We start from the raw sequence: 23,332 nt of genomic DNA, 5'->3' as shown, positions 1-23,332 counted from the left end.
GGCACCCATTGACATTCCACGCGGCATCCGCGCCCCGGTTGTCACCTACACGGTGGTGGCGTCATCGACCTGGCCGACGAGCTCCTCGATGATGTCCTCGAGGAACAGAACGCCCGTGGCGACTCCGTCAGCGTCGAACGATGTGGCGACATGCGCACCGAGGCGCCGCATTGACGCCAGGGCATCCTCGAGCTCGCTGCCCCGGAACACGGAGGCCAGGCGACGGATGCGTTTGGCCGGCACCGGCTCCGTGAACGTGCTCCCGGAGGTGAGGTCCATCACGTCTTTCAGGTGCAGGTAGCCCGTGGGCTGCCCGTCGACGTCAGTGAGGATGTACCGGGAGTAGCCGTGCTGGGCGACGGCCCGCTGGATGTCGGCGGGTGACGCGGATGCCGGCAGGCAGACCATTGAGCCGATCGGCACCTCCACGTCGGAGACTCGCTTCGAGGTGAACTCGAACGCGGCGGAGAGGGTGCCCGAAGCATCCGTCAGGAGACCCTCGCGGGTGGACTGCTCCACGATGCCGGCCACCTCGTCGAGGGTGAATGCGCTGGTCGCCTCATTCTTCGGCTGCACCTTGAACAGGCGCAGCACCCCGTTCGCCAGCCAGTTCAGGCTGACGATCACCGGGTTGAAGATGCGGGCGACGAGGACGAGCGGCGGCGCCAGGATGAGCGCGGCGCGGTCGGGCACGGAGAAGGAGATGTTCTTGGGCACCATCTCGCCGAACACCACGTGCAGGAACGTCACGAGCGCGAGCGCGCTCGCGAAGGCGATCACGCTGATCGCGCGCTCAGAGAGTCCGGTCAGGGCCAGCGGGTACTCCAGCAGGCCGTGGATGGCCGGCTCGGACACGTTCAGGATGAGCAGCGAACACACGGTGATGCCCAACTGGCTGGTCGCCAGCATCAGGGTCGCGTGTTCCATCGCCCAGAGGGTGGTCTTCGCCGCCTTGTTGCCGCGGGCGGCGAGCGGCTCGATCTGCGACCGGCGGGCCGAGATCACGGCGAACTCGGCGCCCACGAAGAACGCGTTGACGGTCAACAACACGACGAGCCAGATCAGGCCCGGCCAGTACTCACTCATGGGTCAGGTCCTTCTGGATTCGGGTGACGATTCGGTCGTGTCTGGTGGCCAGGCTCGGATCGTGCTCGGGGTCTTCGGGGGTGTAGCGCACGCGCTGAACCTGCACGCCATCGACTCGGTCGATCCGCAGGATGCCACCGTCGACGGGGACCTCGTCGCCGAGTTCGGGAATGCGGTCGAGCTGATCGGCGATGAAGCCCGCGACGGTCTCGTAGTCGCCGTCCTCGGGCACCGTGACGCCCGTCCGATCGAACAGCTCGTCCGGCCGCCAGCCGGCGTCGAACACCACAGAACGACCCGAACGGATGACGCCGGCTTTCGCCCGGTCATGCTCGTCTTCCAGCTCGCCCACGAGTTCTTCGACGAGGTCCTCGAGCGTGACAATGCCGGCCGTTCCGCCGTATTCGTCCGCGACGACCGCGATCTGGAAGCCCTGTCTGCGCAGCAGGCCCAGGAGCGTGTCGACGGCCATCGACTCGGGCACACGCAGTGCCTCCACCTTCAGCTCGTCGGCGGTGACCTGGTCGCGTTGCGCCAGCTCGACGGCGAAGGCCGCCTTGACGTGCAGCACCCCGACGATGTCGTCGGAATCCCTGTCGATCACGGGGAAGCGGGAGTAGCCGGTGGCCGTGGACAGGGCCAGGATGCTCTCGGCAGAGTCGGTGACCTTGACCGAGGACATCCGTACCCGGGGGGTCATGACGTCGTCGACCGTGTGGTCGGCAAAGCGCAGCGTGCGGTGCAGCATGGCCGCGTGGTCGTTGTCGAGCACGCCTTCCGTCGCCGACCGCCGCACGAGGAAGCTGAGCTCTTCGGCGCTGCGGGCACCCGAGAGTTCCTCTTTCGGCTCGATGCCGACCAGGCGGATCAGGGCGTTGGCGGTGTTGTTGAACAGCAGAATGACGGGCTTGAATACGGCGGTGAACAGGGCCTGCGGGGGCAGCACGATCTTTGCCGTGGCCAGCGGCACGGCCAGGGCGAAGTTCTTCGGCATGAGCTCGCCGATCACCATGGAGAACAGGGTGGCCAGCGAAATGGCGATGATGGTGCCGAGCAGCGGCACGAGTCCTTCGGGCACGCCGGCGCCCGTGAGCGGCCCGGTCAGCAGCGAGCTGATGGCGGGCTCGAAGGTGAACCCGGTCAGCAGGGTGGTCAGCGTGATGCCGAGCTGCGCGCTGGACAGGTGCGTGGAGGTGATCTTCAGGGCCTTGATGGTCGGGCCGAGGTGTTTCTCGCCGCGTTCCTGCCAGGCCTCGAGCTCGTTGCGGTTCAGGGTGACCAGGGAGAATTCGGCGGCGACGAAGATGCCCGTTCCGACGGTGAGGAGAAGCCCGACCCCCACCATCGCCCACTCAAACAGCATGTGGCCCTCTCAGACTCGGGCGCAGGATGTCGAGGCGTGGCTGGATGGGCGAGGGTTTATCAGGGTCCATGAGGAGGGTAAGACTATCGGGCGGTGCCCGGCTGTGGCTGGGAAACTCTCGGTTCCAGCCTCCCTAAGCTCGTCGCGTGGGCGGTGCTCTGGTCGGCTTCTCCATCATCGGATTCGTGATCCTGGTGGGCTGTCTCGTCGCGCTCCTCGGCATCATCGGCGTCGGCGCCGGGCTGGCCATCAACCGGGTGTTCTTTCACACTCCGATGGCTGAAACCATGTTGGGTGCGGCTGCTCCTGGCGTTCGGCATGTCGTTGCACGGGGAGCGCCTGCTCAAGGCGGGATCGGCGCGCAAACGCGTGGCGGCGGCATCCGTCATCAAGGGGGTCGTGATGCCGGTGGTGCCTACATCTTCGGCCGGTTCGTCTCCGGCTGGACGCTGCGAAGCTGTTCGCGGTGGTGGCCGTCGCGGCGCTGCCTGCCCCGATCTAGCGGCCGGCCGGCCGATGGCCGAGCACGACATCGATCGCTCGAAGCCGAACACGGCTCCGGACCACAAAGCGAGGGAATGCCGGCCGAGCTGAGTCCGACGCCCTACGCCTCGTTCCGAACGAATTCGACGGAGATTTTGCTTTAGAAAGCGTGTTTCGGTTCAAAAACGGGTGCTTGACCAAAAATCTCCGTCGAATTGGTTCGACGCCGGGCACAGCGTTCCGCCTTCGATGAACCGAGGCCACTCGGTGCGGTCAGCTCTGACCTTGCGAAAGCGACACAACCAAACGATTCGGACTCACTCATCTAACACCGGGGGCCGCCGTCGCAGCCAGGGGCGCAGCATCCGGGTGATCTGGGGCATGACCAGGAAGGTCCTGGCCCCGCTGAGCCCAGCGCGTGGCCGCAGAGATGCGGGTCGGCTCGACGCGGCGGGTGACGGAGACGGTGACGGAGGTCGCTGGGCGCGCTTGTGGCGATATTGTGGCGATACTGTGGCGCCCCCAGGGTATGGAAGTCATTGTGCGAGTAGCGCCGCCGCGCTCGCACGCGCCGTTGCCGGCACGTTTCCGGCTCGGTGCGCCGGTTAGAAGATCATCGGGCGGTCGTCGTCTTCGCCCTCGAGGGTCAGCTCCACGACCACGGGAACGTGGTCGCTCGGCGCATCACCCTTGCGCTCATTGCGGTGGATGCTCGCCGCGGTCACCAGATCCGCGAACGCGGGGGAGCCGAGGATGAAGTCGATCCGCATGCCCTCGTTGCGGGGGAACCTCAGCTGTTTGTAGTCCCAGAAGGTGTAACCCTCCGGAGCCAGCGGGCGCACCACATCGAAGATGCCCTCCGCCTCGAACGCGCGGAACGCGGCCCGCTCGGGCTCGGAGACGTGAGTGGATTTGCCGGGAACGAAGCTCGGGTCACCCATGTCACGCTCGAATGGGGCCACGTTCCAGTCGCCCATCAGTGCGAGGGCCAGGTGCGGGTCGCGAGCCAGTTCGTTTCGGGCGTGCGCGCGCAGGCGCTCCAGCCAGTCCAGCTTGTAGGCGAAGTGCGGGTCGTCGATGCTGCGTCCGTTCGGAACGTACAGGCTCCACAACCGCAGGTCCTCCACCGTGACGCCGAGCGCCCGGGCCTCGAGCGGGAGGCCGGGACCCTCCTGGCCCTTCAGAAAGCCGGGCATGCCGGGGAAGCCGGTGGCGACATCCGTCATCTCGAGGCGACTGGCGAACGCGACGCCGTTCCACTGGCTGAGGCCGTGGACGGCGAGCTCGTAGCCGGCGTCCTCGAACGCCTGCGCCGGGAACTGCGGAGGCTTACATTTGATCTCCTGCATCGCGAGCACGTCGATGTCTTCGCGCACCATCCAGTCGACGACCCGGCCGACTCGGGCACGGATGGAGTTGACGTTCCAGGTGGCGATGCGCATGCTTCCAGCCTATTTGACGGATGCCGCTCGGGCGTTTCTAAGTGGGGAGGGGAGTTCTCGGAGCCGGGAGTGACAGGATCGAACCACAACGAAAGGCAGGGCGGTAACCATGACGGATTTGCAGATCGGCTACGCGGCGATGCTGGAGCAGTTCGCGCCCGCGGAGGCGGTGGCCCTGTCGGCCTACGCAGAGGAACACGGGTTCACCGGGGTGATGGCGGCCGACCACTTCCAACCGTGGGTGCCCGCCCAGGGTGAGTCCTCGTTCGTCTGGAGCGTGCTCGCGGCGATCGGTGAGCGCACGAAGGGGGACCTCGGGCCCGGCGTCACCGCGCCCACCTTCCGGTGGCACCCGGCGATGGTGGCGCAGGCCTCCGCGACGCTCGCCTCGATGTACCCCGGCCGGCACTGGCTCGGCCTCGGCTCCGGCGAAGCTCTGAACGAGCACATCGTCGGCCAGTATTGGCCGGAAGCCCCCGAGCGCATCAATCGCATGTTCGAGGCCATTGAGATCATCTCCAAGCTGTTCACCGCCTCCATCGCAGGCAAGGACGTCAAGCACTCCGGCCAGTTCTACAAGCTCGAGTCGACCCGGCTCTGGACCATGCCCGAGGTGGCCCCGGAGATTCTCGTCGCCACCGCCGGCCCGGTCACGGCCAAGCGCGCCGGGCGTCACGCCGACGGCCTGATCACGGTCGGAGCCCCGCTGGAAAAGATCTCGATGCTGTTCGGCAAGTTCGACGACGGCGCCCGGGATGGCGGCAAGGACCCGGCCGCTATGCCCAAGGTGCTGCAGCTGCACATGAGCTGGGCCGAAACCGACGAGGAGGCCATGCGGAACGCCCTGGTCGAGTGGCCGAACGGCGGGATGAAGTTCCCGAAGGGGGATATCCGTTCACCGTTCGAATTCGAGCAGATCGCCAAACTCGTTCGGCCCGAGGACTTCGAGGGCCGCATGATCATCTCAGCCGACCCCGACGACCACCGGGCCTACATCCAGAAGTTCGTCGACCTCGGCTTCGACCGCATCTACCTGCACAACGTGGGCCGCAACCAGCGCCAGTGGATCGACGTTTTCGGCGCATCCGTGCTGCCGAAGCTCGTGCGCTAGTGGTGCCAGAACCAACCGGCCTGCACGTTTTCGTGCTGGGGGGCATCGGTGAGGTCGAGGCCGGCGCAGACCTCGCTGCGCTCATCGCCGACGCGGCAGGCAGCCGCCTGCGCGACGGCGACATTCTCGCGGTGACAAGCAAGATCGTGTCCAAGGCCGAGGGCCGCCAAGTGCGGGCGGCCGATCGGGAACAGGCGATCACCGACGAGACGGTGCGGGTCGTCGCGACCCGCGCCTTTCCCGGCGGGATGACGCGGATCGTCGAGAACCGCCAGGGCCTGGTGATGGCGGCGGCCGGCGTCGACGCGAGCAACACCCCCGACGGGTTCGTGCTGCTCCTTCCCGTCGATCCGGATGCCTCCGCGCGCGCCCTCTGCGCAGCCCTCCACGAACGCACCAGCCTGCGGCTCGGCGTGCTGATCACCGACACCGTCGGGCGCCCGTGGCGTGAGGGCCAGACCGACATCGTGATCGGAGCCGCCGGAGTCACGGTTCTCGACGACCTGCGCGGCACGACCGATGCGTCCGGCCGGCGCCTCGACGTGACCGTCGCCGCGGTCGCCGATGAGATCGCCGGCGCGGCCGATTTGGTGAAGGGCAAGACCAGCGGCAACCCGGTCGCGGTCGTGCGCGGGCTCGGTCGCCTCGTGGGCGAGCCCGACGACGCGGATGCGCGCGGAGCGACCCGGCTGCTGCGGCCGAGCGAGAACGACATGTTCCGGCTGGGGAGCGCCGAGGCGCACGCCGAGGGTTTCTCGGAGGGGTACACGGCGGGGCTGGCCGCTGCCGCCGTCGACGCGGCATCCGTCGTTTCCGTCACCGAATGAGCTGGGTGGCGATCGTGCCCGTCAAGGGCAACCCCGGGGCGAAGAGCCGGCTGGGCGAGCGGCCCGATCGGGCCGGGCTGGCGGATGCCTTCGCTCTCGACACGGTCGCGGCCCTGCTGGCGGCGCATGGTGTCGACCGGGTGCTGGTCGTCACGGGCGACGGTGAACTTTTGGGTCGGCTGGCCGAGCTCGGGGTCGACATCGTGCGCGAGGCCCCGGTGCGCGAATCGATCCTGCCCGCAGACCCGTTGAACGCGGCAATCCGGCAGGGACTGATGGTTGCCCGCGGGGCATTTCCGGAGGCAAACCTGGCCGTGCTGACCGGCGATCTGCCGGCGCTGACGCCCGCGGATGTCGAGCGCACTCTGCACCTCGCCGCCGCGCACGATCGCAGTTTGGTGCCCGACGCGGCCGGAACCGGCACCACGGCTCTGCTCGCGCTCGCCGGAGTCCCGATCGAGCCTCGGTTCGGGGTTGGCTCTCGGGCCGCCCATGAGGCCGCCGGCCATGTGCCGCTCGTGCTGGCGGCATCCGTTTCGATCCGTCACGACGTCGATACCGCCGCCGACCTTGCGGTGGCGCAGCGGCTCGGTCTCGGGCCGCACACCCTCCTGGTCGTCGAGGCCCCGGGGTCGGCCGCCGCGCGCTGATCGGCGCGTCGCTACAGTCAGAGATTTTTCGCGAAACGCCGGGTCACCCCAGGGCGCCGTGAGCGGCGTGTCGCAAAAATCTCCGAGGTTACGTGCACGCCCGTTGCGGCAGGGAGTCGAAACTGTTGCCGCTACGGATGGAGCTGCCGCGGCTGTGCTACTGCCGCTCAGACGACGGAGTGGGTGCCGCGAGCGAAGGCGAGCGCATCCGCCGCGAGCCGCATGGTTGTCGCGGCATCCCGCATCCAGAGCGGCACGGCGACCGAACGGATGCCGGCGGCCGCCAGCGCCGGCAGCGCGCCGGCATCCGTCTCGTCCACCAGCCACCCGTCGAGCACGCCGCCCGCGGCTCGGGAGCCGTAGTGCAGGCCCACGGCCTCGGCCGTAGTATCGACGCCGATGGTGTGCAGGCAGGCGTCGGCCATGCCGCGCACGGCCGCGCCCGCGATGATCGGCGAGACGCCGACCACCGCGGCGGCGCTGGAACGCAGGGCGTCCCGGATGCCCGGTACGGCGAGGATCGTGCCGACCGAAACGACCGGGTTCGACGGCGGCAGGATCACCAGGTCGGCCGTCATGATGGCGTCGACGACGCCCGGCGCGGGTAGTGCGGACTCGAGTCCGACCTGCACGAACTCGGTCGCCGGAACGCCGGCACGGTAGCGCACCCACCACTCCTCGAAGTGGATCAGCTCGCCGGCCCGGTGCTCATCGGCATCCATAGCCAGTCGGGCATGTGTCTCGACGGGGATGTCGCTCATCGGCAGCAGGCGCGCCCCGGGCTGCCAGCGGCGGCAGAGGAACTCGGTGGCCTCGCTCAACGTGGAGCCGTTCCGGAGCAGGTCGCTGCGCACGATGTGGGTGGCCAGATCCAGGTCGCCGAGCGTGAACCAGGACCAGCCACGCCCGTAGGCGGCGATCTCAGCGGAGGCGCGGCGGGACTCCTCGGGCCGCCCCCAACCCTGCTCCTCGTTGATGCCTCCGCCGAGGGTGTACATCACGGTGTCGAGGTCCGGGCAGATGCGCAGCCCGTCCAGCCACATGTCATCGCCCGTGTTCACGATCACCGTCACCGTCGCCTCCGGCTCGGTTTCCGCCAGGTGCTTCAGCAGCCCGCGGGTGAACCGGGCGCCGCCGATGCCGCCGGCCAGAACGGTGATGGTCGTCATCTGTGCGCTCTTCCGTGCTGGGTGACTTCGGGTTCACGGGGAAACGGGAAGGTCGGAATCGGCGTGGATGGAGCGAACACGATCACCGGATGCCCGCCGCGCGGATGTGGGATCACGTCGCAGTCCACGCCGTAGACCTCCGCGATGGTCGCCGGCCGCAGCACCGCCTCGGGGGTGCCGGCCGCGACCAGTCGCCCGTGGTGCAGCAGCAGGATCTGGTCGCAGAACGCGGCGGCCAGATTCAGATCGTGCAGGGCCATGATCGCGGTCAGGCCCGTGCCGGCCGCGCCCGCGCAGAGCCCGCGCACCTGCCCGAGCAGCCCGATCTGGGCGCTCACATCGAGGTGGTTGTTCGGCTCGTCCAGCAGCAGCAGACTCGGCCGCTGCGCCAACGCTCGGGCGATCTGCGCGCGCTGCTGCTCGCCGCCGCTGAGCGTATGCCACGCCCGGTCGGCGAGGTCGCTGCCGCCGACCACGGCCAGCGATTCCTCGGCCACCCGGTGGTCGTCGTCGCCGCCGAAGCTGCCGAGCACCCGGCTGCGGTGCGGGATCCGGCCGAGGAGCACGACCTCGCGCACCGTGAGGTCGACGCTGGGCGCGGCGTTCTGTTCGAGCAGCGCCACCCGCCGGGCGGTCTCGCGCCGCGACAGCCCGGACCCTCTGCCGGATCGCGCTCCGTCGAGTTCGACGCCGCCGGCATCCGGTGCCTCCAGCCCTGCGATCAGGCGCAACAGGGTGGACTTGCCGGCCCCGTTGGGTCCGAGCAGGCCGGTCACTGCGCCCGTGGGCACGACCGCCGACACATCGGTCAGAATCGGGGTGCCGTCGACCTGAAACGACACCCGGTCGAGGATCACGACCATGCGGCGGCCTTTCTGCTCTTGATCAGCACGATGAAGACGGGCACGCCGATCAGCGCGGTGATGATGCCCACGGGCAGCTCGCGGGGGTCGAATACCGTGCGGGCGACCGTGTCGGCCACGATCAGGAACAGGGCGCCGAGCACCACGGTCAGCGGCAGCAGGCGGCGGTGGCCGGGCCCGCTCAGGCCGCGCACCAGGTGCGGCAGGATCAGGCCGACGAAGCCGATGGCCCCGCTCACGGCCACCATGGCGCCGGTCAGTAGCGCCACCGCGCCGAGCAGTATCCACCGGGTGCCGTTGACGTTGATGCCGAGGGATGCCGCGGCGGTGTCCCCGAAGGTGAACGCGTCCAGACGGGTGGCCGAGAGCACGATCCCGGCGCCGACCACCACGAGGGCAGTGCCCGAGATGACGACGCTCGACCACGAGCTGCCGGCCAGCGAGCCCAGCAGCCAGTTGAGGATCTCCCGGTAGGAGTCGCCCTTGGCTGCCCAGAAGATGATGAAGGACGTGCCGGCCGCACCCAGTTGAGCGATGGCCAGGCCCGAGAGCACCGCGCGCCCGGGCGCGATCGTGTTGGCGACCCGCGCGATGCTCAGCGTGGCGACGAGGGCTGCCAGCGCGCCGAGGAACGCCGCGGCCGGCAGCGCCACCGCGACGCCGAGAACGATCACACAGACCGCGCCGAGAGAGGCCCCGCTCGACAGCCCGAGCAGGTAGGGGTCCGCCAGCGGGTTGCGGGTCACCGACTGCATCACCGCGCCGCAGAGCGCGAGCCCCGCGCCGACAGCGGCCGCGGTCAGAACGCGCGGCAGGCGCAGCTGCCACACGATCGAGTCGGTCAGCGGGGCCACCCCGGCGGCGCCCGGCAGGCCGAGGTGCCCGGCGAGGCTCGCGGCGACATCCGTCAGGCTCACGTCGGCCGGACCGATGGTCACGGCCAGCCCCGCCGTGAGCACGAGGGCCAGGACCGACAGGGCGAGCCAGCCCAGGTAGCGCGCGCGCCCGGCCACGCGACGGCTCTGGGCCGCCGTGCGTTCCGGCTGCTGCAGCTCCACCCGATCCACCCGATCCACCCGATCCACCCGATCCACCTGCCTCGCCTGTTCCGTCGTGTCTGTCCCGTTGGTGCTGTCCTGGCGTGTCCAGCGTCGTGCGTCGTGCTCTGGCGCCGGTCGCTAGCCGGCCGCCGTCGACCCGAGCGCGTCGAGCTGTTCGATGGTTGACGCGGCGGCTTCGACGTTGCGGATGCCGGCCTCGGTGGCCGCGAACGGCAGCACGATGTAGCGCTGGTTCTTCACGGCGTCGAGTTGCTGCGTGGCCGGGTTCGTCTCGAGGTTCGCGATCTTCGACTCCGCGGTGTTCCAGGTGGCGTCGACGAGCACGATCACGCTCGGGTTCGCCTCGATGACCGACTCCCAGCCCACCGAGGTCCAGGTGTCCTGCACGTCGGCGAACACGTTGGTCAGGCCCGCGGCCGCCATGATCATGTTGGGCGAGCCGATGCCGGCGCCCACGTAGGGAGTGTCGGTGCCGCTGGAATACCAGAGCGCGGTGGTGTCCGCGGCGGCGGGGTCAAGGGCCGCGAGGGTCTTCTGCTGATCGGCGACCAGGTCGGCCGCGGCCTCTTCGGCGCCGAAGATCGCGCCGGCCTCGGTGATCTCGGCGAACACGGAGTCGAAAGTGAGCGGGTCAGGCATGTAGCCCTCGCCCTTGCAGGCGGCGGGGGAAACGTAGCTGCCGATGCCGAGGTCGGTGAGGCTCTGGCGTTCGCCCACGCCCTCGGCCGAGAAGTTGGACTCCCAGCCGCCGTAGACGAAGTCGGGCGTGAGTCCGAGCACGGCCTCCTGGCCGGGCACGAAGTCGCTGACCACGAACAGGCCTGCGCCGGCCTTCTCGAGGGATGCCGGCAGCGGGCCGTCGAGGAACGCCGAGCCCACGATGCGATCGGAGAGGTCCAGTGCGAGCAGCAGCTCGGTCGTCGACGACTTGATCGTCACGATCCGTTCGGGCGCGGCCTCCACGGTCACGTCGGTGCCGCAGTTGTCGATCGTCATCGGGTAGCCTCCACCCGTGCCGGCGCTCGCGCCCGGCGCGGCACTGGGCGCGGCGACGGGACTCGCCGCAGCGCATCCGCTCGACAGCAGGGCAGCCGCCGCAACGACCACCAGCAGGGGACCACGCAACGAACGTAATTGGGACATGTTACCGATCCGGTTCAGGGCCACGAGAGCTGGTGAATCGTCGGTATGAGCGCGCCATGGCGACGATTCACCCGCTCTGGCGAGCACAGGGAGAACTGCGGGGCAGGAAGGGTGCGACCGAGCACGTGTCGGCGACCTGCCGCCCAAGTCGGGGCCGGCTCAACCGGTCAGAGCCAACCGGCGGTCTTCGTTCAGCCTAGGCCAGAACTTCGGCGCGGCCCATCCCGGGCGAGCGGGGCGATGGGGGACGGATGTCCGGCGCGCCCGGGATACTCAATGCGGCCAGTCGCCGGGCCGGTGAGAGTCAGTTTCGTCCTCTGCTTAGTTGAAGACCATTCCGCCGTCGACCAGAATCGACTGTCCGGTGATGTAGCCGGAGTCGGGGCCAGCCAGGAACGAAACGACCCCCGCGACCTCGGACGCTTCGGACAGGCGGGCGAGGGCGATGCCGTTCGTGAACTGATCCCAGCCCCACTCTTCCGACTGGCCCGCGTCGGCTGCCACCTTTTTCGCGAGCTCCTCCATGAGGGGCGTCTTCACGATGCCGGGGGCGAAGGTGTTGACCGTGATGCCGAATTGGGCCAGGTCCTTGGCGGCTGTCTGGGACAAGCCACGAATGGCGAACTTGGTGGCCGAGTACAACGCGATGCCGGGGTTCCCGACGTGACCGGCCTGGGACGCAGCACTGATGATCTTTCCACCGTGGCCGAGCTCTTTGAACGCCTTGGTGGCTGCCTGAATGCCCCACACCACGCCGTTGAAGTTGATGGAGAATATTTTTGCGATGCTTTCCTGGGTGATGTCATCGATTGGAGACGTCGGGGCGATGCCGGCGTTGTTGACGATGACGTCGAAGCCCCCGAGCTCCGTGACAGCCTGCTCGACCGCGGCGAACACGCTGTCTCGGTCGGAGACATCGACGTGCAGTGCGAGTGCTCCGCCCTCCTTGCCTCCCAGGGATTCGGCAACTGCGCCTGCGGTCGCACGGTTCAGGTCGGCGATGGCGACCTTGAAGCCGTCAGCGTGGAGTCGCTCAGCAATGGCCTGACCAATCCCCTGTCCACCACCGGTAACGAGTGCGACTTTTCCGTTTTCTGTGCGTGCCATGGTATTGATTCCAATCTCGATTATTCGCAACCTGCCGGCGAGTCGATGACGTCATGTCAAGGCAGGACAGGAGTTTTACTGATCCGATACGCACGGCGCCAGCAGCGCGGCGCGCACCGAGAATTTCCGGCGTCGTCGCGGCGGATGAGCGGCCCCGAGGGTGAACCTCTCGGGGTGAATCTGAGACATCCCCGTTTTTTGTGTCGATGTTGTCTAAGAACTCCAGCAGCAGACGAGGCATTACCCCCATTGTAGGCGCGATCGAGTGATATTCGGTCGGCCAGTGACCCCGTGCCCGACCGCGACGATAACGGTTTGCATGAACCCTTGCCACCAAGAGATTCGCTCGACAGGATGATATACGCGTTAGTCACACAGAAAAACAGCACCAAATGTTTGCGTCGAAGACTAATAAGCCCGGACGCTGTCGTTCGGCTCAACGGTGTTCCGTCACTGGCGAATGTGGAGACAAGATGACTGTAGTTCGGGCCGCAATCACCCAGACCGAGTGGACGGGCGACCAGGAGTCGATGATCAAGAAGCACGAGGGATTCGTGCGCACCGCCGCCGAAGCGGGAGTGCAGGTGATCTGCTTCCAGGAGCTGTTCCACGGCCCCTACTTCGGCATTGTGCAGGACTCCACGTACTACGACTACGCGCAGAGCGTGCCGGGACCACTCGTGGAGCGGTTCCAGAAGCTCGCCGCCGAGCACACGATGGTGATCGTGCTCCCCGTCTACGAGGAGGAGCAGCCCGGCGTGCTCTACAACACGGCCGCCGTGATCGACGCCGACGGCACCTACCTCGGCAAGTACCGCAAGCACCACATCCCCCACCTGCCCCAGTTCTGGGAGAAGTTCTACTTCCGCCCCGGAAACGCCGACTACCCCGTCTTCGACACCATGGTCGGCAAGATCGGCGTCTACATCTGCTACGACCGGCACTTCCCGGAGGGCTGGCGGGTGCTTGGCCTGAACGGCGCCGAGATTGTCTTCAACCCCTCAGCCACCAAGCCCGGCCTCTCGAACCGGCTTTGGGAGCTCGAGCAGCCGGCCGCCGCCGTCGCCAACCAGTACTACATCGGCGCCAACAACCGCATCGGCACCGAGACCGAGGAGTTCGGCGCCGACGCCGTCACCTTCTACGGCAGCTCCTACTTCGTCGACCCGCGCGGCAACTACGTCGGCGAGGTGGCCTCCACCGACACCGAGGAGGTCGTCATCCGCGACCTCGACCTGGGCGTCATCCGAGAGGTGCGCAACTCGTGGCAGTTCTACCGGGACCGCCGTCCCGACTCCTACGGCCCGATCGCCCGGCCGTAGCCAGGGGCGCATCGTGACGACCCTGATCCAGAACGGCACCGTGGTCAGCGCGACCGGCCGGGTGCAGGCGGATGTCCTCATCGACGGCGAGATCATCGTCGCCGTGCTGGCACCTGGCTCGGCTCTCCTCGGGAACGACCTCGCCGCATCCGTCGACCGTGTGATCGACGCCACCGGCAAGTACGTGATCCCCGGCGGCGTCGACGCGCACACGCATATGCAGTTGCCGTTCGGCGGCACCGCGGCCAGCGACACCTTCGAGACCGGCACCCGGGCCGCGGCCTGGGGCGGCACCACCACCATCGTCGACTTCGCAGTGCAGAGCTACGGCCAGCGGGTCTTCGACGGTTTGGCGGCCTGGCACGAGAAGGCGGCCGGAAACTGCGCCATCGACTACGGGTTCCACCAGATCATCGGCGACCTCAATGAGGACTCGCTGCAGGCGATGGACGGGCTGCTGGACGAGGGCATCTCCAGCTTCAAACTGTTCATGGCCTATCCCGGCGTCTTCTACTCGGATGACGCGCAGGTGCTGCGCGCCATGCAGAAGTCCGCCGAGACCGGGCTGATGACCATGATGCACGCCGAGAACGGCCCGGCCATCGACGTGCTCGTCACGCAGCTGCTCGCAGAGGGCAAGACTGACCCCTACTACCACGGTGTCGCGCGCGCCTGGCAGCTGGAGGAGGAGGCCACGCACCGCGCGATCATGCTCGCGAACCTCACCGGGGCGCCGCTCTACGTGGTGCACGTGAGCGCCAAGCAGGCCGTGGAGCAGATCGCCGCCGCCCGGGACCACGGCCAGAACGTGTTCGGTGAGACCTGCCCGCAATACCTCTACCTGTCGCTCGAGGAGAATCTCGGGGCACCGGGGTTCGAGGGCGCGAAGTGGGTCTGCTCCACGCCACTGCGCTCGAAGGCCGAGGGCCACCAGGACCACCTGTGGCAGAGCCTGCGCACCAACGACATCCAGATGGTCTCCACCGACCACTGCCCGTTCTGCATGAAGGGGCAGAAAGAGCTGGGCCTCGGCGACTTCTCGAAGATCCCGAACGGCATCGGCTCGGTCGAGCACCGCCTGGACCTGCTCTACCAGGGCGTCGTCAACGGCCGCATCTCGCTCGAACGCTGGGTGGAGATCACCGCGACAACCCCGGCACGGATGTTCGGGCTGTACGGCAAAAAGGGGGTCATCCAGCCGGGCGCCGACGGCGACATCGTGATCTACGACCCGAACGGCCACACCTCGATCGGCCTGCCCGTCAACGGGAATGGCAAGACCCACCACATGAACATGGACCACTCCGCCTGGGAAGGCTACGAGATCGACGGTCACGTCGACACCGTTCTGTCCCGCGGCAAGGTCATCATCGACGACAGCTCCTATCTCGGCTCCAAGGGTGACGGCCGGTTCGTCAAGCGCGGCCTGAGCCAGTACCTGATCTAGACGGGACCCCAGATGGACTTCGGAGCAGTGCTGCAGACCAACCCCCCATCCGCCCGCACCGTGCAATTGGCCAAACTGGCCGAGGCGCACGGCTTCAGCCACGTCTGGACGTTCGACTCGCATCTGCTCTGGCAGGAGCCCTACGTCATCTACAGCCGCATCCTCGCGGAGACGGACAGGATCATCGTCGGACCCATGGTCACCAACCCGGGCACCCGCGACTGGACGGTCACGGCCTCCACCTACGCGACGCTGAACGAGATGTACGGCAACCGCACCATCTGCGGCATCGGCCGCGGGGATTCGGCGGTGCGGGTCATCAACGGAACTCCCACCACCCTGAAGACGCTGCGCGAGTCGGTGCACGTGATCCGGGAACTCGCGAACTCCCGGTCGGTCGAATACAACGGCGCGACCCTGCAGTTTCCGTGGAGCCGCGGCTCCACCCTTGACGTGTGGGTGGCGGCCTACGGGCCCCTCGCGCTCAAGCTCGCGGGCGAGGTCGGCGACGGTTTCATCCTGCAGATGGCCGACCTCGACGTGGCCGAGTGGATGATCAAGACCGTGCGGGAGGCCGCGGCGAAATCCGGCCGCGACCCGATGGCGGTCAAGTTCTGCGTGGCCGCGCCCATGTACATCGGCGACAATTGGGGCCACATGCGCAACCAGTGCCGCTGGTTCGGCGGCATGGTCGGCAATCACGTGGCCGACATCGTCGCCAAGTACGGCACCGAATCTCATGTGCCGAAGGCCCTCACCGACTACATTATTGGCCGGCAGGATTACGACTACAACGAACACGGCCGTGCCGGAAACGCGCACGCCGAGTTCGTGCCCGACGAGATCGTCGACCGGTTCTGTCTGCTCGGCACCGCGAAGGACCACATCGAAAAGCTCGAGGCCCTGCGCGCCATCGGCGTCGACCAGTTCGCCGGCTACCTGCAGCACGACAACAAGGAAGAGACGATGCGCGTCTACGGGGAGACCGTGATCCCGGCGATGACCAAGCCCATCGTGGCAAAGAAATGACCCGATTCAGGTGAATGGTGCAGACTTCAAGCCGATCGAGGTCACACTGAAGGTGGGCGATCCACGGCCTCACCATCTCAACGCAGAGAGAAAGAACCCGATATCTGTGAATGACATCACTTCCCCAAGCGCCACGGCCAGCCGCAACGAGCTCGCCTACGACCTTGACCGGGCGCACGTCTTCCACTCCTGGTCGGCCCAGGGTGCCCTCAAGCCGCTGGTGATCGCCGGCGGGCAGGGCTCCCGGGTCTGGGATTATGACGGGCGCAGCTATCTGGACTTCTCCAGCCAGCTCGTCAACGTGAACATCGGCCACCAGCATCCGGCCGTCACCGCGGCCATCATCGAGCAGGCCGGTCGGCTCGCCACGGTGGCGCCCTCCACGGCGACCCTGACCCGCGGCGAGGCCGCCCAGCGCATCGTCGAACGGGCGCCGGAGGGCTTCAACAAGGTCTTCTTCACCAACGGCGGGGCGGATGCGATCGAGAACGCGATCCGCATGGCGCGCCTGCACACGGGCCGCGACAAGGTGCTCTCCACCTACCGCTCGTACCACGGCAACACGGGCGCGGCCATCGTCGCGACCGGCGACTGGCGCCGCATCCCGAATGAGTTCGCCCGCGGGCACGTGCACTTCTTCGGCCCCTACCTCTACCGCAGCGAGTTCTGGGCGACCAGCCCCGAGCAGGAGTCGGAGCGGGCCCTGCGCCACCTCGAGCACGTGATCCAGAGTGAGGGACCCGCGGGCATCGCGGCCGTGCTGCTGGAATCCATCCCCGGCACCGCCGGCGTGCTCGTGCCGCCGCCCGGCTACCTCGCCGGCGTGCGGGCCCTCTGCGACCGGTACGGCATCATGCTGATCCTCGACGAGGTGATGGCCGGCTTCGGCCGCACCGGCAACTGGTTCGCGTTCGACGGCTTCGACGTGGTGCCGGACCTGATCACTTTCGCGAAGGGCGTCAACTCCGGTTATGTGCCCACCGGCGGTGTGATCATCTCCGAGCCCATCGCCCACGACTTCGACACCACGGTCTATCCCGGTGGCCTCACCTACAGCGGACATCCGCTGGCGATGGCGTCGATCGTGGCGGCCCTGGACGCCATGAAGAACGAGGGCATCGTGGAGAACGCCGCCCGGATCGGGCGCGACGTGCTCGCCCCCGGGCTCGCCGAGCTGCAGGCTAAGCACCCGATCATCGGAGAGGTGCGCGGGGTCGGCGTGTTCTGGGCGATGGAACTCGTCTCCGACCGGGAGACCCGCCAGCCGCTCAGCGGCGCCGTGATGGGCCGGATCAAATCGGAGCTGCTGGCCCGCAACCTGCTGCCGTTCCTGGCCGAGAACCGCATCCACGTGGTGCCGCCCTGCGTCGTCACCGACGCCGAGGTCGCCGAGGCGCTCACTATCTACGACGAGGTCCTCAGCCTCGACCGGCTTGTCTGACGCCCCGCGCACCCTCACCCCGACTCGATGAAGAGAATGAAGAGAGACGAACGCCCATGACCGAACTGCCCCTCATCACCCACTGGGTCGACGGGGCTCCCCTCCGGGGAGCCTCGACCCGCACCGCGCCCGTCTTCAACCCCGCCCTCGGCGCCGTCGCGAAGAACGTAATCCTGGCCAGTGCCACCGACGTCGACACCGCCGTCGCCTCCGCCCACGCTGCCTATCCGCTCTGGCGCGACACATCCCAAGCCAAGCGCCAGGGCGTGATGTTCAACTTCCGCGAACTGCTGAACGCGCGCAAAGGCGAGCTGGCCGACATCCTCACCGCCGAACACGGCAAGGTGACCTCGGATGCGCTCGGCGAGATCGCGCGCGGCCTCGAGGTCGTCGAGTTCGCGCTCGGCATGCCGCACCTGAGCAAGGGCGAGTACTCCGAGAACGTGTCCACGGGCGTCGACGTCTACACGCTGCGCCAGCCGCTCGGCGTGGTGGGCATCATCAGCCCGTTCAACTTTCCAGCCATGGTGCCCCTCTGGTTCTTCCCGATCGCCATCGCGGCCGGCAACACGGTCGTGCTCAAACCGAGCGAGAAAGACCCGTCCGCGTCGAACTGGATGGCTGCCCTGATGACCGAGGCCGGCCTGCCCGCCGGTGTGCTCAACGTCCTGCACGGCGACAAGGAAGCCGTCGACGCCCTGCTCGTGCACCCCGACGTGCAGGCGATCTCGTTCGTCGGCTCCACGCCGATCGCGCAGTACATCTACGAGACGGCCGCCCACCACGGCAAGCGCGTGCAGGCCCTCGGCGGCGCGAAGAACCACATGCTCGTGCTGCCGGACGCAGACCTGGACCTGGCCGCGGATGCCGCGGTCAACGCCGGCTTCGGCTCGGCCGGTGAGCGCTGCATGGCGATCAGCGTGGTGGTGGCCGTGGAACCGGTCGCTGACGACCTGGTCGCGAAGATCACTGCGCGGCTGAAGAGCCTCAAGGTGGGCGACGGCATGCGCGGATGCGACATGGGACCTCTGATCACGAAGGTACACCGCGACAAGGTGGCGTCCTACATCGACCTCGCCCAGACCGACGGAGCCGAGGTCGTCGTGGACGGCCGCGGTATCGAGGTGGACGGTGACGCGAGCGGATTCTGGCTCGGCCCGACCCTCTTCGACAAGGTCAGCACGGACTCGGACGTCTACCTCGACGAGATCTTCGGCCCGGTGCTCTCCATCGTGCGGGTCGCCAGCTACGCCGAGGGACTCGACCTGATCAACCGCAGCCGCTACGGCAACGGCACGGCCATCTTCACCAACGACGGCGGTGCGGCCAGGCGGTTCCAGAACGAGGTGCAGGTCGGTATGGTCGGCATCAACGTGCCGATCCCGGTGCCCGTGGCCTACCACTCGTTCGGCGGTTGGAAGGACTCCCTGTTCGGCGACGCCAAGGCCTACGGCCCGGCCGGGATCGCCTTCTACACCCGAGAGAAGGCCATCACGAGCCGGTGGCTGGACCCGAGCCACGGCGGTATCAACCTGGGCTTCCCACAGAACGCCTAGGGGATGAGGGCGTGCTTGGCCTGCACGCGGGCGGCCTCGGTGCGGAGCACCTCCAGAACGGTGCGCACGGCGAGGCGCTCGGCCCGATCGGGGCGCATCAGCGCCACGATTTGCCGTTCGGCGTCCACCCCGCGGAGCGGCTTGAGCACGAGGCGGCCCGGCTGGTCGCCGCCCCAGGTGTACCGGGGCACCAGAGCGATGCCGAGGCCTGCCACGACGAACGCTTCGATCACCCGCAGGTCGGCGAACTGCTGGGCGACGGTGATCTGACTCCCTGCCTTCTGCTCGATCTGGTGCAGGATGCGCTCGAACGGGTAGCCGGTCGGTGCGCCGATCCAGGTCTCGCCGATCACGTCCGCCGGGGTGATCCACGACCGGGAGGCCAGCCGGTGGTCGGCCGGCAGCCCGACGTCGAGCGGCTCTGTCATCAGCGGGACCACCGTCAGTCCGCGCCCGCCCCATGGAAGCTGGCCGCGCAGGCTGTAGGCGAGCACGATGTCGTACTCCGCCGTGAGCGCGGGGAAGTCGCTCAGCTCCGGGTCCTTGTCGGTGCAGTTGACGATGAGTCCGGGCACGGCGGCGATGCTTCTCACCGCTCCCGGCAGCAGCATCTCGCCCGCGGTCGGAAAGGTGACCAGGCTCACCTCGCCCGTGGCGTCGTTGCGGAACTCGTCCCAGACCGCCCGGGCGCGGGCGAGGGCGACCGCGACATCCGTCGCGCTGCGGGCCAGAGCGCGGCCGGCATCCGTCAGAATGAGGCCGCGACCGCTGCGCTCGGTGAGCGGAAGGCCGGCCTCGCGTTCGAGCACTTTCAGCTGCTGCGAGACAGCGGATGGCGTGCGGTGCGTGGCGCGGGCAACCTCAGTGATGCTGTGGCGCTCGGCCAGTTCGCGGAGAAGTTCGAGTCGTTGGACATCCATGTAGTAACGCTACACACTCCGTGCAGAACTATGTGATTGTGCTGCAAAGTCAAAGATGATGAAATGAATACGTCGAACTCGAGCAATGGTGCCTCCGTCTCCCCGATACTCAACCCCATTTCCCGAAAGGTACGACCGTGTTTGTTCTTCTCGCCGTTCTCGTTCTCATCGTCATCTCCTCCGTCGTTGCCGTCGTCGTCGACGTGCACAAGGACGGATTCCGCCGCGTTCCCGAGCGCAAGCTCGTTCGTATCTTCTAGAGCAACGCCTGCTTCAGGTTCACCGACCGGGCGATGGCCTAAAGTTGGTCCTGTGACGGACACACGCCAGCAGCTCATCGCCCACATCTCGGCCGAGGCCGTTTTCCGCGGGGATTTCACTTTGACCAGCGGCAAGAAGGCGACGTATTACGTCGACCTGCGCAAGGTCAGCCTCGACCATCGCGTCGCCCCACTGATCGGCCAGGTCATGCTCGACCTGATCGCGCACATTCCGGATGTCACCGCGGTCGGCGGCATGACCATGGGTGCCGACCCGGTGGCGGCGGCCATCCTGCACCAGGGCGTGGCACGCGGAGCCGTGTACGACGCCTTCGTCGTGCGCAAGGAGCCCAAGGACCACGGCCGGGGCAAGCAGGTCGAAGGACCCGATCTCGCCGGCAAGCGCGTCGTCGTGCTCGAAGACACGTCCACCACGGGCGGTTCGCCCCTGGCGGCGATCGACGCGCTCCTCAAGGTCGGTGCGATCATCGTCGCCGTCGCCGTCGTGGTCGACCGGAACACGGGCGCGCGCGAAGTGATCGAAGCCGCGGGCTACCCCTATTACGCCGCGATCGGCCTTGAGGACCTGGGGCTGAACTAGTGCCCACAAATGAGGTGCCCGGCGAGGACGGAATGAAGTGGCTGGCATCTCAGCTCGGTGACGGCGCGCGCCCGGCCCTGCCGGACGAATATTCGCCCCGCCAGTCGCCGCGGTGGCCGAGAACCTCCCGCATTGTTCCACCGGCACCCGCCGAGCCGACGACCCATACCGGCGTCTTCCTCTGGGGGCTCAAGCCGACCTCCCAGCCTGACCCTCGACTCGCCAAGGGTGCCGCGGCTCGGGCCGCCGCTGCTGCGGCTGGCGCTGCTGGTCCCGCTCCGGCGCCTCCTGCCGCTCCTGTGCCTTCGTCGGGAGCGACGCCATCGGCTGGAGCGACGCCTTCGGCTGGAGCGACGCCTTCGGCTGGAGCGACGCCTTCGGCTGCGGGGCCAGCGAATGTGACCGGATCCGTGCCGATCACGACCGCGGCCCTGTTCGTCCTGACGCCCGCAAACCCGGCGCGTGCTGCCTCTGCAGTCGATGGGGCTGCTTCCGGGGCTGCTTCGTCTGCTGCCGTCGCGGCGGCTGCGGCCGCGTCCTCGTCTGCGGCCGCGTTTTCCGAGCTCCAGCCGGCCGCGTTCGCGCCCTCGGCCGCTGTCAGGTCGGCGGCTTCGTCCGCCGCGCTCACGGATGACTCGGCTTCGGAACTGACGCCGGCCGAAACACGCTCGGCCTCAGCTTCGGGGCCCGCCCCGTGGGCGCCCGACGCGTCGGCACCGGCCCCTCTGGCACCCGTCGAGGCTCCCGCGCCTCTGCCGATGCTCGGCGGGAACGGGCCGGACGAGTCTGACCGGAGCGGCAGCATCCGTTCGGAGAAAGCCGATCTCGCACCGGCGCCGTGGTGGACCACCTTCACGCAGTCGCCGCTCGAGCTGACCGCTGAGGAGGTCGCGGCCGCCGATCTGCTGGCCGGGCGCACGCCGCCTGCTCCCGACCCCGAGCCGGCCGCGCTGCCAACTCCGGTCTCCGCCCGCGGCCGTCTGCGCGCACGACTGGCCGCGTCACTGTCGGCTCCGGTCCCTCTCGCGGGCCAGGCCCGCGACGCCGCCGGGATCGCTGGAGCCGGGGCCCGAGTTGCGGCGAGAGCCGCGGCCGTTGTTGCCGCCTCAGGTGCCCCGTTAGCCGCGGCAGCCATCCCGGCGCCGGAGGCAGCCTTTCCCGCACCGGATGCCCGTGCAGGCACACGGCTGGCCGAGACGGCGGCGCAGGCCTCGGCCGCGGCCCGCTCCGCGCCCACCGCCGCCCCGACTCCACCTTCACTGGCCGCAACGCCGGCCCACCTGTCCGCCACGTCCGCGTCCGCGTCAGCCGCGTCCGCGTCCGCGTCCGCGGCGCCCGCGTCCGCCGTCACTGCTTCCCCCGAACCTGCACCAGCCGGGGCTGGGGCCGGTATCCACGCCGGTGCGAGTGCTGCTGCTGCCACCACTCCGCGGCCCGCGTCGGGTACGACCGATATGTTCGGTGCGGCATCCCCGCGCCCCGCGTCGGGTACGAACTCCTCGTCGGGCGTGGCCACTCCGGTCGCAGCGAACGGCCGGCGTTCCGCAGTGGACGCGGCGCCGTCCGGCGCCGGCGCCGGTGCCGATGCCGCGCGGCTGGCCTCGGCCGGTCGCCCGCCCGGAAGCAACCGCCCCGGCAGGCTCCGGCTTCTGATCTGGAGCGTCGGCGGCCTGGTGGTCGTGCTCGCGCTGGCGGCACTGTTCTTCCTCGGGCAGAGCCTGGTCGGCGGCGACGCTGCCCCCGTTGCGGTGGCCACGTCCAGCGCTACACCTGCCCCGAGTGTGGCGCCGTCGGCGCCGCCCGAGGCCACCGGCCCGCAGCCGGTCGGCGTGCACCAGTGGGACACCCTGTTCGGCGGCGAATGCCTGCAGCCGTACGTGACACCCTGGGAAGAGGAATTCACGGTCGCCGACTGTGCCACCCCGCATGCGGCTCAGCTCGTGTACCGCGGAGTGTTCGCCGGGGATGCCGCCACAGCCTTCCCTGGCGAGGCCGAGCTGGCCGGGCAGATCAACCTGCTCTGCAGCGCGACCGGCGTCATCGACCTGGCCGCGGCCTCGGCCTACGGCGACGTGCAGGTGCAGGGTAGTTACCCGATCACCGAGGAACAGTGGTCCGATGGCGGCCGCTCCTACTACTGCTTCGTGAGCCGGGCCTCCGGCGAGCCGATGAACGCGAGCATCGCGGGCCCCGGACCGGTACCCTCCGCATAAGCGTTCCGGAGCATCCGGCACCGACGTCTGCCGCCTGGCTGTCTGGCTGTCTTGTAGCGCAGCGGAACCCCAGCCGTGCAACCGGGATCCGCCGTTGCCCCCCCATGCCCGATGTTCGAACGAATTCGACGGAGATTTTGGCTCTCCTGCTTCATCCGTGGGTTAAACCCGGCCGGGGAGCACTGGTTTGTGGCCGCCGAGGCTGAGCATGGCGAGGGCGATGAGGGCGTCGGGTGAT

General features: G+C 68.3%; 21 protein-coding genes. 12 read left to right on the top strand and 9 right to left on the bottom strand.

The window, feature by feature from the left end:
* Nucleotides 1–45 precede the first annotated feature (45 nt).
* The gene (locus E3O54_RS06045) at nt 46–1,086 is read right to left on the bottom strand and encodes a hemolysin family protein (protein ID WP_134343172.1); all 1,041 of its coding nucleotides are present in this window, start codon (nt 1,084–1,086) and stop codon (nt 46–48) included.
* Nucleotides 1,079–2,446, bottom strand: coding sequence for a hemolysin family protein (locus E3O54_RS06040; RefSeq protein ID WP_134401176.1), 1,368 nt, complete (start codon nt 2,444–2,446; stop codon nt 1,079–1,081). The genes E3O54_RS06045 and E3O54_RS06040 overlap by 8 nt, the downstream gene beginning before the upstream one ends.
* A 149-nt stretch (nt 2,447–2,595) precedes the next feature.
* Between E3O54_RS06040 and E3O54_RS06035 the strand changes: the two genes are divergently transcribed.
* The gene (locus E3O54_RS06035; protein ID WP_134343171.1) at nt 2,596–3,096 is read left to right on the top strand and encodes a hypothetical protein; all 501 of its coding nucleotides are present in this window, start codon (nt 2,596–2,598) and stop codon (nt 3,094–3,096) included.
* A 441-nt stretch (nt 3,097–3,537) separates the two neighbouring features.
* Here E3O54_RS06035 and E3O54_RS06030 read toward each other — a convergent pair whose 3' ends face one another.
* Nucleotides 3,538–4,374 carry an exodeoxyribonuclease III gene (locus tag E3O54_RS06030; RefSeq protein WP_134343170.1) on the bottom strand — a complete coding sequence of 279 codons (837 nt, stop codon included), beginning with the start codon at nt 4,372–4,374 and terminating at the stop codon, nt 3,538–3,540.
* Nucleotides 4,375–4,483: 109 nt separating this feature from the next.
* On the opposite strand from E3O54_RS06030, the gene E3O54_RS06025 reads away from it, so the two are divergent.
* From E3O54_RS06025 to cofC, 3 genes are read left to right on the top strand one after another with little or no spacing between them, the layout of a single operon-like run.
* On the top strand, nt 4,484–5,485 hold the full coding sequence (locus E3O54_RS06025; RefSeq protein WP_104194343.1) for a TIGR03557 family F420-dependent LLM class oxidoreductase: 1,002 nt from the start codon (nt 4,484–4,486) through the stop codon (nt 5,483–5,485).
* A gap of 2 nt (nt 5,486–5,487) precedes the next feature.
* Complete coding sequence (gene cofE, locus E3O54_RS06020; protein WP_198411439.1) at nt 5,488–6,312, top strand: coenzyme F420-0:L-glutamate ligase; 825 nt, start codon at nt 5,488–5,490, stop codon at nt 6,310–6,312.
* The gene (gene cofC, locus E3O54_RS06015) at nt 6,309–6,962 is read left to right on the top strand and encodes a 2-phospho-L-lactate guanylyltransferase (protein WP_134401169.1); all 654 of its coding nucleotides are present in this window, start codon (nt 6,309–6,311) and stop codon (nt 6,960–6,962) included. The genes cofE and cofC overlap by 4 nt, the downstream gene beginning before the upstream one ends.
* Nucleotides 6,963–7,129: 167 nt before the next feature.
* On the opposite strand, the gene cofD is transcribed toward cofC, so the two are convergent.
* The 5 genes from cofD to E3O54_RS05990 all read right to left on the bottom strand — a co-directional run bounded on the left by cofD (nt 7,130) and on the right by E3O54_RS05990 (nt 12,305).
* Entirely contained in the window at nt 7,130–8,131 is a 1,002-nt protein-coding gene (cofD, locus tag E3O54_RS06010; RefSeq protein ID WP_134401168.1) for a 2-phospho-L-lactate transferase, read from the bottom strand.
* Nucleotides 8,128–8,994, bottom strand: coding sequence for an ABC transporter ATP-binding protein (locus E3O54_RS06005; protein ID WP_134401167.1), 867 nt, complete (start codon nt 8,992–8,994; stop codon nt 8,128–8,130). The genes cofD and E3O54_RS06005 overlap by 4 nt, the downstream gene beginning before the upstream one ends.
* On the bottom strand, nt 8,985–10,007 hold the full coding sequence (locus tag E3O54_RS06000) for a putative F420-0 ABC transporter permease subunit (protein ID WP_134401175.1): 1,023 nt from the start codon (nt 10,005–10,007) through the stop codon (nt 8,985–8,987). Before E3O54_RS06000 ends, E3O54_RS06005 begins: the two co-directional genes overlap by 10 nt.
* 165 nt (nt 10,008–10,172) lie before the next feature.
* On the bottom strand, nt 10,173–11,198 hold the full coding sequence (locus tag E3O54_RS05995) for a putative F420-0 ABC transporter substrate-binding protein (RefSeq protein ID WP_134401166.1): 1,026 nt from the start codon (nt 11,196–11,198) through the stop codon (nt 10,173–10,175).
* A 321-nt stretch (nt 11,199–11,519) separates the two neighbouring features.
* Complete coding sequence (locus E3O54_RS05990) at nt 11,520–12,305, bottom strand: (S)-acetoin forming diacetyl reductase (protein WP_104100090.1); 786 nt, start codon at nt 12,303–12,305, stop codon at nt 11,520–11,522.
* Between the two features lie 473 nt (nt 12,306–12,778).
* On the opposite strand from E3O54_RS05990, the gene E3O54_RS05985 reads away from it, so the two are divergent.
* The 5 genes from E3O54_RS05985 to E3O54_RS05965 all read left to right on the top strand — a co-directional run bounded on the left by E3O54_RS05985 (nt 12,779) and on the right by E3O54_RS05965 (nt 19,100).
* Nucleotides 12,779–13,627: a nitrilase-related carbon-nitrogen hydrolase gene (locus E3O54_RS05985; protein ID WP_134401165.1), complete on the top strand. Its 849-nt coding sequence runs from the start codon at nt 12,779–12,781 to the stop codon at nt 13,625–13,627.
* Between the two features lie 10 nt (nt 13,628–13,637).
* Nucleotides 13,638–15,074, top strand: a complete 1,437-nt coding sequence (hydA, locus tag E3O54_RS05980) for a dihydropyrimidinase (RefSeq protein ID WP_104100111.1) — start codon at nt 13,638–13,640, stop codon at nt 15,072–15,074.
* Between the two features lie 12 nt (nt 15,075–15,086).
* Entirely contained in the window at nt 15,087–16,103 is a 1,017-nt protein-coding gene (locus E3O54_RS05975) for a TIGR03842 family LLM class F420-dependent oxidoreductase (protein WP_134401164.1), read from the top strand.
* Nucleotides 16,104–16,209: 106 nt separating this feature from the next.
* A complete protein-coding gene (locus tag E3O54_RS05970; protein ID WP_241976771.1) occupies nt 16,210–17,544 on the top strand; it encodes an aspartate aminotransferase family protein in 1,335 nt (444 codons plus the stop codon).
* Between the two features lie 56 nt (nt 17,545–17,600).
* A complete protein-coding gene (locus E3O54_RS05965; RefSeq protein ID WP_134343165.1) occupies nt 17,601–19,100 on the top strand; it encodes a CoA-acylating methylmalonate-semialdehyde dehydrogenase in 1,500 nt (499 codons plus the stop codon).
* Here the strand turns inward: E3O54_RS05965 and E3O54_RS05960 are convergent.
* Nucleotides 19,097–20,020 (bottom strand): LysR family transcriptional regulator, encoded by a 924-nt coding sequence (locus E3O54_RS05960; RefSeq protein WP_104100094.1) that lies wholly within the window; start codon nt 20,018–20,020, stop codon nt 19,097–19,099. The two genes, E3O54_RS05965 and E3O54_RS05960, sit on opposite strands and share 4 nt — an antisense overlap.
* Before the next feature lie 137 nt (nt 20,021–20,157).
* On the opposite strand from E3O54_RS05960, the gene E3O54_RS17135 reads away from it, so the two are divergent.
* From E3O54_RS17135 to E3O54_RS16260, 3 genes are all read left to right on the top strand, one after another.
* On the top strand, nt 20,158–20,280 hold the full coding sequence (locus tag E3O54_RS17135) for a hypothetical protein (RefSeq protein WP_255408580.1): 123 nt from the start codon (nt 20,158–20,160) through the stop codon (nt 20,278–20,280).
* A 52-nt stretch (nt 20,281–20,332) separates the two neighbouring features.
* The gene (pyrE, locus tag E3O54_RS05955) at nt 20,333–20,881 is read left to right on the top strand and encodes an orotate phosphoribosyltransferase (protein WP_134401163.1); all 549 of its coding nucleotides are present in this window, start codon (nt 20,333–20,335) and stop codon (nt 20,879–20,881) included.
* Nucleotides 20,882–21,291: 410 nt separating this feature from the next.
* Nucleotides 21,292–23,094, top strand: coding sequence for a hypothetical protein (locus tag E3O54_RS16260; RefSeq protein ID WP_166805206.1), 1,803 nt, complete (start codon nt 21,292–21,294; stop codon nt 23,092–23,094).
* Nucleotides 23,095–23,332: the final 238 nt, after the last annotated feature.

It is taken from the genome of Cryobacterium sp. TMT2-4 (assembly GCF_004402575.1).
Classification (GTDB): Bacteria; Actinomycetota; Actinomycetes; order Actinomycetales; family Microbacteriaceae; genus Cryobacterium; species Cryobacterium sandaracinum.
This window is presented reverse-complemented; position numbering and strand designations above follow the sequence as displayed.

What these genes read in the sequence shown, in the direction of transcription:
- E3O54_RS06045 (WP_134343172.1), bottom strand. Translation starts at nt 1,086, where the DNA reads ATGAGTGAGTACTGGCCGGGCCTGATCTGGCTCGTCGTGTTGTTGACC.
- E3O54_RS06030 (WP_134343170.1), bottom strand. Translation starts at nt 4,374, where the DNA reads ATGCGCATCGCCACCTGGAACGTCAACTCCATCCGTGCCCGAGTCGGC.
- E3O54_RS06025 (WP_104194343.1), top strand. Translation starts at nt 4,484, where the DNA reads ATGACGGATTTGCAGATCGGCTACGCGGCGATGCTGGAGCAGTTCGCG.
- cofC (WP_134401169.1), top strand. Translation starts at nt 6,309, where the DNA reads ATGAGCTGGGTGGCGATCGTGCCCGTCAAGGGCAACCCCGGGGCGAAG.
- cofD (WP_134401168.1), bottom strand. Translation starts at nt 8,131, where the DNA reads ATGACGACCATCACCGTTCTGGCCGGCGGCATCGGCGGCGCCCGGTTC.
- E3O54_RS06005 (WP_134401167.1), bottom strand. Translation starts at nt 8,994, where the DNA reads ATGGTCGTGATCCTCGACCGGGTGTCGTTTCAGGTCGACGGCACCCCG.
- E3O54_RS05995 (WP_134401166.1), bottom strand. Translation starts at nt 11,198, where the DNA reads ATGTCCCAATTACGTTCGTTGCGTGGTCCCCTGCTGGTGGTCGTTGCG.
- E3O54_RS05990 (WP_104100090.1), bottom strand. Translation starts at nt 12,305, where the DNA reads ATGGCACGCACAGAAAACGGAAAAGTCGCACTCGTTACCGGTGGTGGA.
- E3O54_RS05985 (WP_134401165.1), top strand. Translation starts at nt 12,779, where the DNA reads ATGACTGTAGTTCGGGCCGCAATCACCCAGACCGAGTGGACGGGCGAC.
- E3O54_RS05975 (WP_134401164.1), top strand. Translation starts at nt 15,087, where the DNA reads ATGGACTTCGGAGCAGTGCTGCAGACCAACCCCCCATCCGCCCGCACC.
- E3O54_RS05965 (WP_134343165.1), top strand. Translation starts at nt 17,601, where the DNA reads ATGACCGAACTGCCCCTCATCACCCACTGGGTCGACGGGGCTCCCCTC.
- E3O54_RS05960 (WP_104100094.1), bottom strand. Translation starts at nt 20,020, where the DNA reads ATGGATGTCCAACGACTCGAACTTCTCCGCGAACTGGCCGAGCGCCAC.